Here is a 15,725-nt window from a genome sequence, read left to right on the forward strand (position 1 = left end):
CATGACAACTCCTGCACGCAAGCGATCCAAAGGCGCCGGCCAGCAACTGCTGGCCGCGTCGACCATCACGTTCCTGGCGACCCTGCTGGGTGCCCAGAGTCATGCTGCCCTGGTGATCCCGCCCAATCCGCTGCAGTCCGGCACTCCGGTTGCGCCGAACATCATGTTCATCCTTGACGATTCCGGGTCGATGGAAGACACGGACATGCGCAACCAGGATCTGGGGGACATCGAGACGGTGGAATCGAACAACACGCGCCTCGAACTGGACAGGATCGGCTCGCCAATCAATTCCTCCGGCACGAGCGACGACCGGAACTTCGCCTACACTTACAACACGCTCTATTACAACCCGCGTATCACCTACAAGCCCTGGAAGCTTGCAGATGGCACGGATGGGCCGGCCGTGACGGCGGCACTCACCTACACCGATGAGAATCTCGCGTTCGCCGTGCCGGCGCACCCGGGTGCTCCGGCAACGGCGGCGAGCAACAAGGGCAGCATCCAGGGAAGCCGCAGGAGGTTCTACGTTCCCGACGATGACAAGGGCGATCTGTCAGACCTCTCCAAGTACGCCTTCTACGAGCTGATCAATAGCACGTCGGCGCGCAAGTGCCTGCCGAACCTGGACGGCAGCAACAAGTGGCGCTGGACGTGCAGCGCGATCACGGACACAGGTTTCACCTGGACGACGACCGAGGGAACCACGGTCACTACGGTCACGCGAACGATCGCCGAGGAATGGCAGAACTACGCGACGTGGTACGGCTACCACCGCACGCGCATGAAGGTCGCCAAGGCCGGCGCCAGTTACGCCTTCAACGACCTGGGCGAGAATTACCGCGTCGGCTACCGCACGATCTGGCAACGTCGCGGCTTCGATATTCCGGTGACCAATGCCGGCGGCTTGTTCAAGAAGGTGACGGCGACGACCACCGAAACCGACGCAGCCAATCGCAAGATCTGGTTCGACCGGCTGTTTTCCGCCGAGGGCAACCAGGGCACGCCGTTGCAAGGCGCCTTACAGAACGCCGGTGAGTACTTCAAGCGAGATGATGACAACGGCCCTTGGAGTTCGGGTACGGCGGGCGAGCCGCAGCTGGCGTGCCGGCAGAACTTCGCGATCCTGACGACTGACGGCTACTGGAACGACCAGAGCAACTACAACGCAATCGGTAACGAGGACGGCACGGCCGGGTCCGAGATCATTGGCCACGATGCCTTCGGCGAACCCGATGGACGCACCTTCACCTACGAGCCCGATCGCCCCTTCTCGCATTCGGCCACCGACACGCTCGGCGACATCGCGATGCACTACTGGAAGACCGACCTTCGAGACGACCTCGACAACATCGTGCCGGCGTCCACCAGCACCGCGGTCACCGCCAATCCGGCGTTCTGGCAGCACATGGTCACGTTCGGCATCTCCATCGGCCTCAAGGGCCGGCTCGCGGACACGGACCTGGCCGCCCTGACCAGCGGTGCGAAGAGTTGGGGTGATCCGAGCGGCAGCACCGACAAACCCGAGAAGATCGACGACCTGCTGCATGCGGCGGTCAACAGTCGCGGCAAGTTCGTTGCTGCTACCAACCCGACTGCGTTTACCACTGGCCTGCGCGCGGCGCTGAACTCGATCGCGGAAGCGGTTGGTTCGGCCTCCAGCGTCTCGTTCAACGGCACCACCCTGAGCGACGGGACGCGCAGCTACGTGGCGAGCTTTGTGTCCGGGCAATGGAGCGGCGACGTCAAGGCGTTTGCGGTGACCTCCACCGGCGTATCCAAGACCCAGTTGTGGAACGCGGCGGCCGGCATTCCGACCAGTCGCACCGTGCTGACCTTCGGAAGCAATGGCCAGGCACCCGTCAGCTTCCCGACCACTGCCCAGGAAACCATACTCACCACGGCCATCGCCAACTATGTGAAGGGCAATCGTGCTGGCGAAGGAACGGATTACCGCGCGCGCGGCAGCATCTTCGGCGACGTCGTCCATTCCTCGCCCGTTTACGTGAAGGAAGGCACCACCGAGACCGTCTACGTCGGTGCCAACGACGGCATGCTGCATGCCATCGACGCCACCAACGGCCACGAACTGTTTGCCTACGTGCCGGGCCTGATCGACATGGCCCAGCTCAAGGAGATCAGCCAAAAGGTCGATTTCGTCCACAAGTTCTACGTCGACGGTCCGATCGTGGTGTCCACGCGCACCCAGACGCCGGACAAGAACATCCTGATCGGCACGCTCGGTCGCGGCGGCAAGGGCGTGTTCGGCCTGGATGTCACGACGCCGGGTAGTTTCAGCACCACCGGTCGCGCCTGGGAGTTTCCCGGCGATGACGACATGGGCCAGGTACTGGGCCGGCCGCTGATCGTCAAGACCAACGAGACCAATGGCGCCACTGGCGTGCTGGTGCCCAACGGCATCAACAGCACCAGCGACAAGGCGGCCTTGTTCGTCGTGAACGCCGAGACCGGCGTGCAACTGGCCAAGATCACCACCAACAGCGAAACCGCCAATGGCCTGTCGATGCCGACCGCGGTCGACATCGACGGCAACGGCACGGCCGACCACGCCTACGCGGGCGACCTGCAGGGCAATGTCTGGAAGTTCGACCTGACCAGTGCCGACCCCACGGAGTGGAGCGCCACCAAGCTGTTCACCGCGACCCACACGACCCAGGTCAGTGGCACCGACGTGACCAAGCGCCAGCCGATCACCGGCGGCATCACCATCGCCTACAGCCCGGTGTCGTTCACGCCCTGGATCCTGTTTGGCACCGGCCGCTACATCACCGAGACCGACCCGGACGACAACTCTGTCCAGAGCTGGTATGGCTTCACCGACACCGGCACGGCCATCGCCAGCCGCGACGAGTTGAAGGAGCGCACGATCAAGGTGGCGGGCACGATCACGGCGGAGGACGGGACCACCAAGACCTTCCGTGCATTCGAGAAGCCTGTTGCTGGCGACATGGCGGACAAGCGAGGCTGGGTGGTCGACCTGGAGACCCCGCCCAGCGGCACCGCCGAAGGCGAGCGCATGATCGGTGCGCAGTTCGTGATCGCGGGCAACGTGCTGGTCGCCTCCAGCGTGATTCCGGGCAACACCGCCTGTTCGGTCGGTGGCTCGGGGTATCTGAACTACATCGATGCTTTCACCGGTGGTGCCGTATCGACACCGTTCATCGACGCGAATGGCGATGGCATCTTCAACCACGAGGACGAACTCCCCGTCGACAGCGATGGCGACGGCACCAACGACACCACCGTGCCTACAGGTTCGGTCGGCATGAACCTGGGCATGATCACCGACGGAGTTGTCGGACTGCCCGGCTTCGTTCCGGGTTCCGGCGGCGCCCCGAGCACTCCGATCATTTGCGTGAACGGCACCACGGGCGCGCCGGGCTGCGTGAAGTTCAACTGGGGTCCCGGTTGGGGCCGTGTCTCCTGGCGCGAAGGTCTCAAGGACTGATCGATGAAAACTGCAGGCAAACTGTTTGTGCGAACCGGAGGCCCTCGTCGGATGTCGGGCTTCACGCTGATCGAATTGATGATCGCCGTGCTGGTGGTGGCCGTGTTGATGGCCATCGCCTATCCCAGCTACCAGACTCACGTGGTCAAGACGCGGCGGGCGGCGGCGGCGGCGTGCAGCCTGGAAGTGGCGCAGTACATGGAGCGCTACTACACGACGAACCTGCGATACGTCATCGATGCGGCCAACAACCCGCCGCCCCTCAATGGGATCGCGTGCCGGACCGATCTGGCCGCGCACTACAACATCGGCCTCACCGGGATGTCGCCTACGACGTACGTAGTGCAAGCGGTTCCCCAGAACCAGCAGGCCAGCAAGGACACCAAGTGCGCCACGCTCAACATCAACCAGCTGGGCGTCAAGAGCGTCAGCAACACCTCCACGAGCGTCAGCTCGTGCTGGTGATCGCGCAGAAATGACTAGGGACGGGTGGCCTGCCAGCGCGGGCCACGCTTCCACGGGACGCGCCGGCTTCGGCAGGCACAAAGAAAAAGGGCTGCGATCTCTCGCAGCCCTTTTTCTTTTATCTGGCGCCCGAAGTTGGACTCGAACCAACGACCCCCTGATTAACAGTCAAGTGCTCTAACCGGCTGAGCTATTCGGGCGGGGACGGGCATTGTAAAGCCTCCGCGGACTGGGTCAATAGTCCAGGCGGAAGATCAGGGCGAATTACTGCTGTTCGTGGCCATTGGCGTCCGTTCCGATCGGATCCGGCCTGCCCGACTCACCGCGATGCTACCGATCATTGGGCCTCCCGCGGCGGCGTACACAGACAAGGTGAGATTGCTGCCCTCACTGAAGCCGTCCGGCTGGAAGCGCAGGCGCTGTCGATTGCTTCTGATCACCAGCCCCCGTCCGCCGGACGAAGCGCGCACAAGCCTGCCGTCCCGTGCCGTGTATGTGATCCATCCCTGGTCCCAGACGCTGTCTTGCCTGCAGGTGACGCCATCCTGGCTCGGGCAGACCACGACCGGGGCACCGCGCACCAGCGAGAGGGTTCTCGCCATCGCCAGCGACGACGTCAATTCGTGGAAAGCGCCATTGGCCCGGACCGCCACCGATAGTTGCCTGAACGCGGGCGCACCCAGGCCCAGCGTCACGCCCAGTATCACCACGGCCACCAGCAGCTCGAGCAGGGTCAGGCCTTGCGGGTGCCGATCCATGGCGCCAATTCCGGTGTCGCGGGCAACCGACTATCCGCGCGCCGGCAGCTGAATCCAGTCGGCGCGCAGAAGCGAGCCGGGGTAGGGAACCGCCACCGCTGCCCCCATCTCCAGCACCGTCTACACTGAAGGATTACCCCGGGGTCATCGCCGATGAACGACAGTCTCCATCCCGCAGGCTTCCAACTGGTATCGCCCTACGAGCCCGCGGGTGACCAGCCGCAGGCGATCGCGCGCCTGGTGGACGGCTTCGAGAGCGGACTGGCCTCGCAGACCATGCTCGGCGTGACCGGCTCGGGCAAGACATTCACCGTCGCCAACATCATCCAGACGGTGCAGAAGCCGACCCTGGTGATGGCGCCGAACAAGACCCTGGCCGCGCAGTTGTACGGCGAGTTCAAGGCGTACTTCCCGCACAACGCGGTCGAGTATTTCGTCAGCTACTACGACTACTACCAGCCCGAAGCCTACGTGCCATCGAGCGACACCTTCATCGAGAAGGACAGCTCGGTGAACGAGCACATCGAGCAGATGCGCCTGTCGGCGACCAAGGCGCTGCTGGAGCGCCGCGACACGATCATCGTCTGCACCGTGTCGGCGATCTACGGCCTGGGTGATCCGAACGAATACTTCCGCATGGTCCTGCACATGGTCCGGGGCGAGCGCATCGACCAGCGCGAGCTGATCCGTCGCCTGACCGAGATGCAGTACACCCGCAACGACACCGAGCTGCGCCGCGCCACCTATCGCGTGCGCGGCGAGGTCGTCGACGTGCATCCGGCGGAAAGCGATTCCGAGGCGCTGCGGATCGAACTGTTCGACGGCGAGATCGAGCAGCTCAGCGTGTTCGACCCGCTCACCGGCGAGACCCTGCGCCGCGTGCCGCGCTACACCATCTACCCGGGTTCGCATTACGTCACCACGCGCCGCACCGTGCTCGACGCGATCGAGACGATCAAGGACGAGCTGCGCATGCGCCTGGAGCAGCTGTACGCCGAGAACAAGCTGGTCGAGGCGCAGCGCCTGGCCCAGCGCACGCAGTTCGACCTGGAGATGCTGGCCGAGGTCGGCTACTGCAACGGCATCGAGAACTACTCGCGGCACCTCACCGGGCACATGCCCGACGAGCCGCCGCCGTGCCTGTTCGACTACCTGCCGCCGGACGCGCTGCTGGTGGTCGACGAGTCGCACGTGACCGTCCCGCAGATCGGCGCGATGTACAAGGGCGACCGCTCGCGCAAGGAAACCCTGGTGCAGTTCGGTTTCCGCCTGCCGTCGGCGCTCGACAACCGGCCGCTGCGCTTCGAGGAATGGGAAGGCCGCTCGCCGCGCGCAATCTATGTCTCCGCGACGCCGGGCCCGTACGAGATGCGCAAGTCCGAAGACCAGATCGTCGAACTGGTGGTGCGCCCGACCGGCCTGATCGACCCGGAAGTCGAGATCCGCCCCGTAGGCACCCAGGTCGACGACGTGCTCGGCGAGATCCGCGAACGCGTCGCGATGGGCGATCGCGTGCTGATCACCACGCTGACCAAGCGCATGGCCGAGAACCTCACCGAATACCTCGGCGAGCACGGCGTGCGCGTGCGTTACCTGCACTCGGACATCGAGACCGTCGAGCGCGTGGAGATCATCCGCGACCTGCGCCTGGGCAAGTTCGACGTGCTGGTCGGCATCAACCTGCTGCGCGAGGGCCTGGACATGCCGGAGGTGTCGCTGGTGGCGATCCTCGACGCCGACAAGGAAGGCTTCCTGCGTTCGGCCGGCTCGCTGATCCAGACCATCGGCCGCGCCGCGCGCAACCTGCGCGGCAAGGCGATCCTGTACGCCGACCGCATCACCAACTCGATGCAGAAGGCGATCGACGAGACCGACCGGCGTCGTGCGAAGCAGGTCGAGTACAACCTGGAGCACGGCATCACGCCCAAGTCGATCGCGAAGGCCGTGGTCGACGTCATGGAAGGTGCCCGCGCCGAACCGGGCGAGACCGCGAAGGGCAGGGGCAAGGCACGCAAGGTCGCCGAGGACCTGGCCGAGTACGCCCGGCTCAGCCCGAGTCAGTTCGCAGCGCGGATCAAGACGCTGGAGCAGCAGATGTACCAGCACGCGCGCGATCTGGAGTTCGAGGAAGCCGCGGCGGTGCGCGACCAGTTGCGGCAACTGAAGGACGCCGGCTTCGCGGCATGAAGACGTATTGACCCGTCACCACCGCGCAGGCCAGTACCCCGTCACTCTCCGCGAGGGCCAGTGCCCCGTCATTCCCGCGAAGGCCAGTAGACCGTCATTCCCGCGAAGGCGGGAACCCAGCGACTCTGCTCCCTGCGATGCAGCGACACCAATCTGTATCGTCAGCCAACGCGCAGAGCAACGTCCCTGGGTTCCCGCCTTCGCGGGAATGACGGGAAGCTGTCGCCACCATGCTGACGGAATGGGGCGTTGCCGCCACCGCTCCGACAGATCAGGGTGTTGCCGCCATCGCGCCGACGGGCTAAACTGCGCGCCCTCGTGAGCCACTTGTGGCGAAACGAAGGGCGGTTAGCTCAGCGGTAGAGCACTACCTTGACATGGTAGGGGTCACAGGTTCGAACCCTGTACCGCCCACCAATATGTTGCGAACGGCCGGGCTCTGCCCGGCCGTTCTGCTTTTCGGGGCCCGTGCTTTCCGGGGCGGATTCCCGCCGCTTGCAGGCCGCCCGCGCTCCGGCGTTGACTTGGCCGTGCGAAGGCCCAACTATTTCACTTGGCTCCGGCATCGGCCGGAAACAGGACCCAGAGGTGGCCCGCGGCAACACCGCCGGCCGAGCGTGCGACATGAGCACTACCACTTCCCATCGCTGAACGCCGACGACGCCCCTGCAGGACGGCGCCGCGGCGCCGTTTTTCGTTTCCGGAAGCCGGGATTTGTTGCCGCTTCCGACGATCTCCAACCGCCAAGCCGCGCACCCGCGCGCCAGCAAGACGCCCTCTCATGATCGCAATCACCCTCCCTGACGGCAGCCGCCGCGAATTCGAACAGCCCGTGTCCGTCGCCGAGGTCGCCGCCTCGATCGGCGCCGGCCTGGCCAAGGCCGCCCTGGCCGGCAAGGTCGACGGCAAGCTCGTCGATTCCAGCTTCCGCATCGACCACGACGTCTCGCTCGAGATCGTCACCGACAAGCACCCCGACGCCCTCGAAGTGCTGCGCCACTCCGCCGCGCACCTGCTGGCGCAGGCCGTGCAGCGCCTGTACCCGGGCGCGCAGGTCACCATCGGCCCGGTCATCGACAACGGCTTCTACTACGATTTCGCCTACGAGCGCCCGTTCACGCCGGAAGACCTGCCGGCGATCGAGGCGGAGATGCTCAAGATCGTCAAGGAAGCCCTGCCGGTTTCGCGTGGCGTGAAGTCGCGTGACGACGCGGTTGCGTTCTTCCGTGGCATCGGCGAGGCCTACAAGGCCGAGATCATCGAATCGATCCCGGCCAGCGAAGACCTGTCGCTGTACAGCCAGGGCGAGTTCACCGACCTGTGCCGCGGCCCGCACGTGCCGTCCACCGACAAGCTGCGCGCGTTCAAGCTGATGAAGGTCGCCGGCGCCTACTGGCGCGGCGATTCCAACAACCAGATGCTCAGCCGCATCTACGGCACCGCATGGCTCAACGACAAGGACCTCAAGGCCTACCTGACCCAGCTGGAGGAAGCCGAGAAGCGCGACCACCGCAAGATCGCCAAGCAGCAGGACCTGTTCCACCTGCAGGAAGAGGCGCCGGGCCTGATTTTCTGGCATCCCAAGGGCTGGTCGATCTGGCAGGTCGTCGAGCAGTACATGCGCAAGGTCTACCGCGACAGCGGCTACCAGGAAGTGCGCTGCCCGCAGATCCTCGACGTGTCGCTGTGGCAGAAGTCCGGCCACTGGGACAACTACCAGGAGAACATGTTCTTCACCGAATCGGAGAAGCGCACCTACGCGCTCAAGCCGATGAACTGCCCGGGCCACGTGCAGGTGTTCAACCACGGCCTGCACAGCTACCGCGACCTGCCGATCCGCTACGGCGAGTTCGGCGCCTGCCACCGCAACGAGCCCTCCGGCGCGCTGCACGGCATCCTGCGCGTGCGCGGCTTCACCCAGGACGACGGCCACATCTTCTGCACCGAGGACCAGATCGAGGCCGAGGTCAGCGCCTTCCACCAGCAGGCCCTGGCCGTCTACGACGTCTTCGGCTTCAGTGAGATCCAGATCAAGATCGCCCTGCGCCCGGACAAGCGCCTGGGCGACGACGCCACCTGGGACAAGGCCGAAAACGCCCTGCGCTCGGCCCTGAGCGCGGCCGGCGTGCAGTGGGAGGAGCTGCCCGGCGAGGGCGCCTTCTACGGCCCCAAGATCGAATACCACCTCAGGGACGCCATCGGCCGCACCTGGCAGTTGGGCACCATGCAGGTCGATTTCATGATGCCGGGCCGCCTGGGCGCCGAATACGTCGACGAAAACAGCCAGCGCCGCCATCCGGTGATGCTGCACCGGGCCATCGTCGGCTCGATGGAACGCTTCATCGGCATCCTGATCGAGCACCATGCCGGTCAGTTCCCGGCCTGGCTGGCCCCGGTCCAGGCGGTGGTCATGAACATCACCGACGCCCAGGGCGACTACGTCGACGAAGTCCGGAAAACCCTTGCGAATCAAGGATTCCGGGTCGATGCCGATTTGCGCAACGAAAAGATCGGCCGTAAGATTCGCGAGCATACCCTGCAGCGCGTGCCCTACCTGCTCGTGGTCGGAGACCGCGAGAAGGAAAACGGCGAGGTTTCTGTGCGCACGCGGGGAGGGGAGGACCTCGGGACGATGACCGTCTCCGAATTCGCCTCGCGTTTGCGCAATGAGGGCGTTCAATAAGCCCGTAAGCTGCACAGGTCCGGCTGCCACCCCCGGCGGCCGGCACGATCCATACCGGAGATTGCAACATCAGTACCCCCGAAAAGCCGAATCGCAAGAACCAGGAAATCCGCGTCCCGCGCGTGCGCGTGATTGGCAGTGATGGCGAGATGATCGGCGTGCTTACGCGCGACGAAGCGCTGCGCATGGCAGAAGACGAAGGCCTCGACCTCGTCGAGATCCAGCCCAACGCTGATCCGCCGGTCTGCAAGGTCATGGACTTCGGCAAGTTCCGCTTCGAGCAGCAGAAGAAGGCCAACGAGGCGAAGAAGAAGACCAAGCAGGTCGAGATCAAGGAACTCAAGTTCCGTCCGGTGACCGACGAAGGCGACTACCAGATCAAGCTGCGCAACATGCGCCGCTTCCTGGAAGAGGGCGACAAGGTCAAGGTCAACATCCGCTTCCGTGGCCGCGAAATGAGCCACCAGGAGCTCGGCCGCGAGATGGCCGCGCGGATCGAGGCCGACCTGGGCGAGGACATCGTGATCGAGTCGCGTCCGCGCCTGGAAGGGCGGCAGATGGTCATGATGATCGCGCCGAAGAAGAAGGTCTGACCCGCCGCTTTGCTCCCTCTCCCGCTTGCGGGAGAGGGCCGGGGTGAGGGCAAGGGGCGCCGCCAGGCGCCCTTGGCTTTTTTGGGTGACCGGCTGCCTGCCCTCACCCTAACCCTCTCCCGCAAGCGGGAGAGGGGGCCAGGAGCGGCGGGAGCGTGGGTTAAGGCCCCAAACCCCTGATTCTCAAAGAAAACATTTGCAAGCCCGGCAGCCAGCCCGCATAATGTGCGGCCCGGTTCGCCGGGTTTGTTGTGTGCTGTACCAGGAACCTGTCGTAGAATCCTTTCAAGATCAACGACTTACAAGCCGGCAAGGGCAGGACGGAAAGAGTGGCGCGAGCCACCGCCCAGGCCAGTGACCAAACTCCGAAAGGACATCGCAATGCCCAAGATCAAGACCAATCGGGCGGCAGCCAAGCGCTTCCGGAAGACTGCTTCCGGCAAGTACAAGTGCGGCCACGCCAACAAGAGCCACATCCTCACCAAGAAGGCGACCAAGCGGAAGCGCAACCTGCGGCAGACGAACCATGTTCGTGCCGAGGACGCGGGCCGTCTGGACCGCATGTTGCCTTATCTCTGAGGAGGACTGAACAATGGCACGAGTCAAGCGTGGTGTTACGGCGCGCCGCCGTCACAAGAAAATCCTGAAGCAGGCCAAGGGCTACTATCACGCCCGTCGCAAGGTCTTCCGCGTCGCCAAGCAGGCGGTGACGAAGGCCCTGCAGTACGCCTACATCGGTCGTAAGCAGAAGAAGCGTCATTTCCGTTCGCTGTGGATCACCCGCATCAATGCGGCTGCCCGCATCAACGGCTTGAGCTACAGCCGTTTCATCAACGGCCTGCTGAAGGCTGGCATCACCCTCGACCGTAAGGTGCTGGCGGACATCGCCGTGCACGACGCGCAGGGTTTTGCAGCGCTGGCAGAGAAGGCGAAGAGCGCGCTCGCGGCGTAAGTTGCTCGCCCGGTCACACGGTTCGCACTGCGGATCGTGTTGCCGCGGCACAACGCAGTACACGCATGGGGAAGGGCGCAAGTCCTTCCCCATGTTTCGTTTTGGGCTCTGCCCTTTGTCCGTCATTCCCGCGCAGGCGGGAGCCCAGCGTCCTGGGGTACGGCAAGGACAGAGTCGCTGGGTCCCCGCCTTCGCGGGGATGACGATCCGGTTGTCCAATGGGGTTGCTGGCAAATGAGTGGAATCGAATCACTGACGCAGCAGGCGCTGGGCGATATCGCCGCCGCCGACACGCCCGACGCCGTCGAGGCGTTGCGCGTCGCGCTGCTGGGCAAGCAGGGCAGCGTCACCGCGCAGCTCAAGCAGCTGGGCGCATTGCCCGCCGACCAGCGCAAGAGCGCCGGCGAGGCCATCAACCGCGCGCGTGACGCGCTGACTGAAGCACTGGGCGAGCGCAAGCGCGTGCTCGACGATGCCGCGCTGGATTCGCGCCTGGCCTCCGAGAGCATCGACGTCACCCTGCCGGGCATCGACCCCGGCCGCGGTGGCCTGCATCCGGTCAGCCGCACGATGGAGCGCATCGCCGAGATCTTCGGGCGCCTGGGCTTCGAGCTCAGCAACGGCCCGGAGATCGAGGACGACTGGCACAACTTCGAGGCCCTGAACTTCCCGCCGCACCATCCGGCGCGGGCCATGCACGACACCTTCTACTTCGGCGACGGCCGCCTGCTGCGCACGCATACCTCCGGTGTGCAGGTGCGCTACATGCAGGACACCCGTCCGCCGCTGCGCATGATCGCGCTGGGCAAGGTCTACCGCAGCGACAGCGACCAGACCCATACGCCGATGTTCCACCAGTGCGAAGGCCTGCTGGTCGACGAGCACGCCAGCTTCGCCGACCTAAAGGGCACGCTGGCCGAGTTCGTGCGCGCATTCTTCGAGCGCGACTTCGAAATGCGCTTCCGCCCGAGCTACTTCCCCTTCACCGAGCCGTCCGCCGAAGTCGACATCGCCTGGCAGCAGCCCGACGGTTCGACCCGCTGGCTGGAAGTGCTCGGCTGCGGCATGGTCCACCCGAACGTGCTGCGCAACGTCGGCATCGATCCGGAGAAGTACACCGGTTATGCCTTCGGCCTGGGCGTGGAGCGCTTCGCGATGCTGCGTTACGGCGTCGACGACCTGCGCAGCTTCTTCGACAACGACGTGCGCTTCCTGAAGCAGTTCGCGTAACTGCACCTTGTCGTTCCGAGCGCAGCGAGGAATCTGCTGCAGCGCGGAGTGGCGGAAGATCAGATCCCTCGTTTCACTCGGGATGACAAGAGACCAAAGGTCCCTGCAATGAAATTCTCCGAAAACTGGCTGCGACAGCATGTGCCGACCACCGCGACGCGCGACGAACTCGCCGCGACGCTGACCGCGATCGGCCTGGAAGTCGAGGACGTGACCGTGCTGGGCGAATCGCTCGACGGCGTCGTCGTCGCCCACATCGTCAGCGCCGAGAAGCACCCCGAAGCCGACCGCCTGCAGGTCTGCCAGGTCGACACCGGCAACGGCACCGTGCAGATCGTCTGCGGCGCGCCCAATGCGCGCCCCGGCCTGAAGGCGCCGCTGGCGATGGTCGGCGCGAACCTGCCCGGTGGCATCGCGATCAAGGCCGCCAAGCTGCGTGGAGTGGAGTCGTCGGGCATGCTGTGCTCGGCCAAGGAACTGGGTGTGGATCCCGACGCCTCGGGCCTGCTCGAGCTGCCGGTCGATGCACCGGTGGGCGCGCCCCTCGCGCAGTACCTCGGCCTTCCCGACGCCAGCATCGAGATCAAGCTCACGCCCAACCGCGCCGACTGCTTCAGCGTCCGCGGAATCGCCTTTGATGTGGCGGCGGCGCTGGCGAGCGAAGTGCGTGAATTCGACGCCACGCCGGTTGCAGCGCAGAGCGATGCCACGCTGACGATCGAGCTGCAGGCCGGCGCCCGCGTGCCGCGTTTCGTCGGCCGCGTCATCGACAACGTCGACGCCACGGTGGCGACGCCGGCATGGATGGCCGAACGCCTGCGTCGCAGCGGCGTGCGTCCGATCAGTTTTCTCGTCGACATCACCCAGTACGTGATGCTCGAACTCGGCCAGCCCATGCACGCCTTCGACAAGGCCGCGCTGGAAGGCGCCGTGGTCGTTCGTCCAGCGCGTGCGGGTGAAGAACTCAAGCTGCTCGACGGCCGCACGGTCGCGCTCGACGAAGAGTTCCTCGTCGTCGCCGACAGCCGCGGCGGCCATGGCGCGCGCGCAGTTGCGCTGGGCGGCATCATGGGCGGGTTCGATACCCGCGTGACCGATGCCACCCGCAGCGTGTTCCTTGAAGCCGCGCACTGGGTGCCGTCGGCGATCATCGGCCGCAGCCGCAAGCTCGGCATGCACACCGATGCCGGTCACCGTTTCGAGCGTGGTGTCGATCCGCAGCTGCCGCGCATCGCCGTGGAGTACGCGACCCGGCTGATCCTCGACATCGCCGGCGGCGTCACCGGCCCGATCATTGAAGCCGCATTGCCCGAACACCTGCAGCCGTCGCAGCCGATCACGCTGCGCCGCGCGCGTCTGGCGCGCGTGCTGGGCCTGCAGGTGGCCGATGCCGAAGTCGAGCGCATCCTGCGCGCGCTGGGCCTGTCGGTCGAGAACCTCGCCGAGGGCTGGCGCGTGATCCCGCCGAGCCGCCGCTTCGATCTGGCGATCGAGGAAGATCTGATCGAGGAAATCGCCCGCATCCACGGCTACGACGCGATCCCGACGACGCTGCCGAGCGGGGCCGCGCGCCTGGTCGCGCCGAGCGAAACCCGCGTCGAGGACGCCAGCGCCCGCCGCCAGATGGCCTCGCGCGACTACCTGGAAGCGGTCAACTACGCCTTCGTCGAAGCCGACCTGCTAGACAGGTGGGGCAAGGCCGACGGCGCCGTGCCGCTGGCCAACCCGCTCAGCGCCGAACTGGGCGTGATGCGCACGGCCCTGCTGCCGGGCCTGGTCGCCGCGCTGGCGCGCAATACCGTGCGCCAGCAGCCGCGCGTGCGCCTGTTCGAGCTGGGCAATGTCTTCAGCGCAAATGGCAGCCAAGCGCCGCGCGAGACCCCGCGCATCGCCGCCGCCATCTGCGGTGAGGCGACCGCCGAGCAGTGGGCGACGACCGCCCGTCCGGCCGGTTTCCACGACCTCCGGGGCGATCTGGACAGCCTGGCCGCGCTGGCCGGTGCCAATCTCGAATACCGCCCGTCGCAGCCCTCCTGGGCGCACCCGGGCCGCTCGGCCGACGTCTACCGCGAGGGTGCCTACCTGGGCTGGATCGGCCAGCTGCACCCGCGCCTGCAGCGCTCGCTCGACCTCGACGTCGACGTGGTGGCCTTCGAGCTCGATCTGGAGCCGCTGTTCAGCCGCGCGGTGGCCAAGGCCGTCGCACTGTCGAAGTACCCGTCGGTGCGCCGCGACCTGGCGTTCGTGGTGGCTGAACCGGTGACCTGGGGCGCGCTGTCGGCCGTCGTTCGTCGGGCCGCCGGTACCGTCCTTCGCGACCTGGTCCTGTTCGACAAATACCAGGGCAAGGGAGTGGAACCGGGTTTCAAAAGTCTTGCTATGGGCTTGATTCTGCAGGATGAATCGCGCACGCTCACTGACCGTGAGGTGGACGCAACGGTGGCTTCGGTGACCGATGCCCTGCAGCGTGAACATGGCGCAGTGATCCGCAGCTGAGGTTGAAGGAAAAAAGATGGCACTGACCAAAGCTGAGATGGCCGAGCGCCTGTTCGACGAAGTCGGGCTGAACAAGCGCGAGGCCAAGGAATTCGTCGATTCCTTCTTCGACGCCCTTCGCGAGGCGCTGGAGCAGGGCCGCCAGGTGAAGCTGTCGGGTTTCGGCAACTTCGACCTGCGCCGCAAGAACCAGCGGCCGGGTCGCAACCCCAAGACCGGCCAGGAGATCCCGATCTCCGCGCGCACGGTGGTGACGTTCCGTCCGGGGCAGAAGCTCAAGGAACGCGTGGAAGCATTCAGCGGCGTTGAACAGGCAGGAGTGAAGCATGCTTGATCCGGGCAGCAACCGTGAACTTCCGCCGATCCCGGCGAAGCGCTACTTCACCATCGGTGAGGTCAGTGAGCTGTGCGACGTCAAGCCGCACGTGCTGCGCTACTGGGAGACCGAGTTCCCGATGCTCAATCCGGTCAAGCGCCGCGGCAACCGCCGTTACTACCAGCGCCACGAGGTGCTGATGGTCCGGCAGATCCGCGGCCTGCTGTACGAACAGGGCTACACCATCGGCGGCGCCCGCCTGCGCCTGGAAGGCGAATCGGCCAAGGACGAGTCCGCGCTGAGCTCGCAGATCATCAAGCAGGTGCGGATGGAGCTGGAAGAGGTCCTGACGCTGCTGCGTCGCTGACGCGGCGTCACGCTGGATCGCTGGCCAGATGGATGGCCGGACACGGTAACAAGCGGCTATACTTGCCGCCCGCCGCAAGGCGGAGATCGCAATACACGTCGGGGCGTAGCGCAGCCTGGTAGCGCATCTGCCTGGGGGGCAGAGGGTCGTCGGTTCAAATCCGGCCGTCCCGACCATTGCATCAAGTACATGCGTGACGGTGAGTTGGC

The 15,725-nt window shown here is 65.4% G+C and carries 12 protein-coding genes and 3 tRNA genes; 13 read left to right on the plus strand and 2 right to left on the minus strand.

What is annotated here, in order from left to right; genetic code table 11:
* Position 1: 1 nt before the first annotated feature.
* Complete coding sequence (locus AC3A3X_RS06640; RefSeq protein WP_487582245.1) at positions 2 to 3,469, plus strand: pilus assembly protein; 3,468 nt, start codon at positions 2 to 4, stop codon at positions 3,467 to 3,469.
* Between the two features lie 51 nt (positions 3,470 to 3,520).
* Positions 3,521 to 3,934 (plus strand): type IV pilin protein, encoded by a 414-nt coding sequence (locus AC3A3X_RS06645; protein WP_487582246.1) that lies wholly within the window; start codon positions 3,521 to 3,523, stop codon positions 3,932 to 3,934.
* Positions 3,935 to 4,057: 123 nt separating this feature from the next.
* Here the strand turns inward: AC3A3X_RS06645 and AC3A3X_RS06650 are convergent.
* Both AC3A3X_RS06650 and AC3A3X_RS06655 read right to left on the minus strand, forming a co-directional pair.
* Positions 4,058 to 4,134, minus strand: a tRNA-Asn gene (locus tag AC3A3X_RS06650).
* Between the two features lie 54 nt (positions 4,135 to 4,188).
* Positions 4,189 to 4,692 carry a GspH/FimT family pseudopilin gene (locus tag AC3A3X_RS06655; protein WP_487582247.1) on the minus strand — a complete coding sequence of 168 codons (504 nt, stop codon included), beginning with the start codon at positions 4,690 to 4,692 and terminating at the stop codon, positions 4,189 to 4,191.
* A 153-nt stretch (positions 4,693 to 4,845) separates the two neighbouring features.
* Here AC3A3X_RS06655 and uvrB point away from each other — a divergent pair, with 153 nt between their 5' ends.
* From uvrB to AC3A3X_RS06710, 11 genes are all read left to right on the plus strand, one after another.
* On the plus strand, positions 4,846 to 6,879 hold the full coding sequence (uvrB, locus tag AC3A3X_RS06660) for an excinuclease ABC subunit UvrB (RefSeq protein WP_487582248.1): 2,034 nt from the start codon (positions 4,846 to 4,848) through the stop codon (positions 6,877 to 6,879).
* A 342-nt stretch (positions 6,880 to 7,221) separates the two neighbouring features.
* Positions 7,222 to 7,296, plus strand: a tRNA-Val gene (locus tag AC3A3X_RS06665).
* A 364-nt stretch (positions 7,297 to 7,660) separates the two neighbouring features.
* Positions 7,661 to 9,562: a threonine--tRNA ligase gene (gene thrS / locus AC3A3X_RS06670; RefSeq protein ID WP_487582249.1), complete on the plus strand. Its 1,902-nt coding sequence runs from the start codon at positions 7,661 to 7,663 to the stop codon at positions 9,560 to 9,562.
* Between the two features lie 68 nt (positions 9,563 to 9,630).
* The gene (gene infC / locus AC3A3X_RS06675; RefSeq protein WP_245157025.1) at positions 9,631 to 10,155 is read left to right on the plus strand and encodes a translation initiation factor IF-3; all 525 of its coding nucleotides are present in this window, start codon (positions 9,631 to 9,633) and stop codon (positions 10,153 to 10,155) included.
* A 381-nt stretch (positions 10,156 to 10,536) separates the two neighbouring features.
* Positions 10,537 to 10,734 (plus strand): 50S ribosomal protein L35, encoded by a 198-nt coding sequence (gene rpmI / locus AC3A3X_RS06680; protein WP_027083463.1) that lies wholly within the window; start codon positions 10,537 to 10,539, stop codon positions 10,732 to 10,734.
* A 13-nt stretch (positions 10,735 to 10,747) separates the two neighbouring features.
* Positions 10,748 to 11,107, plus strand: coding sequence for a 50S ribosomal protein L20 (gene rplT / locus AC3A3X_RS06685; RefSeq protein WP_487582250.1), 360 nt, complete (start codon positions 10,748 to 10,750; stop codon positions 11,105 to 11,107).
* A gap of 234 nt (positions 11,108 to 11,341) precedes the next feature.
* Positions 11,342 to 12,337: a phenylalanine--tRNA ligase subunit alpha gene (gene pheS / locus AC3A3X_RS06690; RefSeq protein WP_487582251.1), complete on the plus strand. Its 996-nt coding sequence runs from the start codon at positions 11,342 to 11,344 to the stop codon at positions 12,335 to 12,337.
* 108 nt (positions 12,338 to 12,445) lie between these two features.
* Complete coding sequence (pheT, locus tag AC3A3X_RS06695; RefSeq protein WP_487582252.1) at positions 12,446 to 14,833, plus strand: phenylalanine--tRNA ligase subunit beta; 2,388 nt, start codon at positions 12,446 to 12,448, stop codon at positions 14,831 to 14,833.
* Between the two features lie 16 nt (positions 14,834 to 14,849).
* Complete coding sequence (locus AC3A3X_RS06700) at positions 14,850 to 15,167, plus strand: integration host factor subunit alpha (RefSeq protein WP_487582253.1); 318 nt, start codon at positions 14,850 to 14,852, stop codon at positions 15,165 to 15,167.
* Positions 15,160 to 15,516 carry a MerR family transcriptional regulator gene (locus AC3A3X_RS06705; RefSeq protein WP_158733140.1) on the plus strand — a complete coding sequence of 119 codons (357 nt, stop codon included), beginning with the start codon at positions 15,160 to 15,162 and terminating at the stop codon, positions 15,514 to 15,516. Before AC3A3X_RS06700 ends, AC3A3X_RS06705 begins: the two co-directional genes overlap by 8 nt.
* 99 nt (positions 15,517 to 15,615) lie before the next feature.
* Positions 15,616 to 15,692 (plus strand) — tRNA-Pro (locus AC3A3X_RS06710).
* The last annotated feature ends 33 nt before the right edge of the window (positions 15,693 to 15,725 follow it).

The organism is Lysobacter sp. Soil_N_23, from assembly GCF_057656135.1.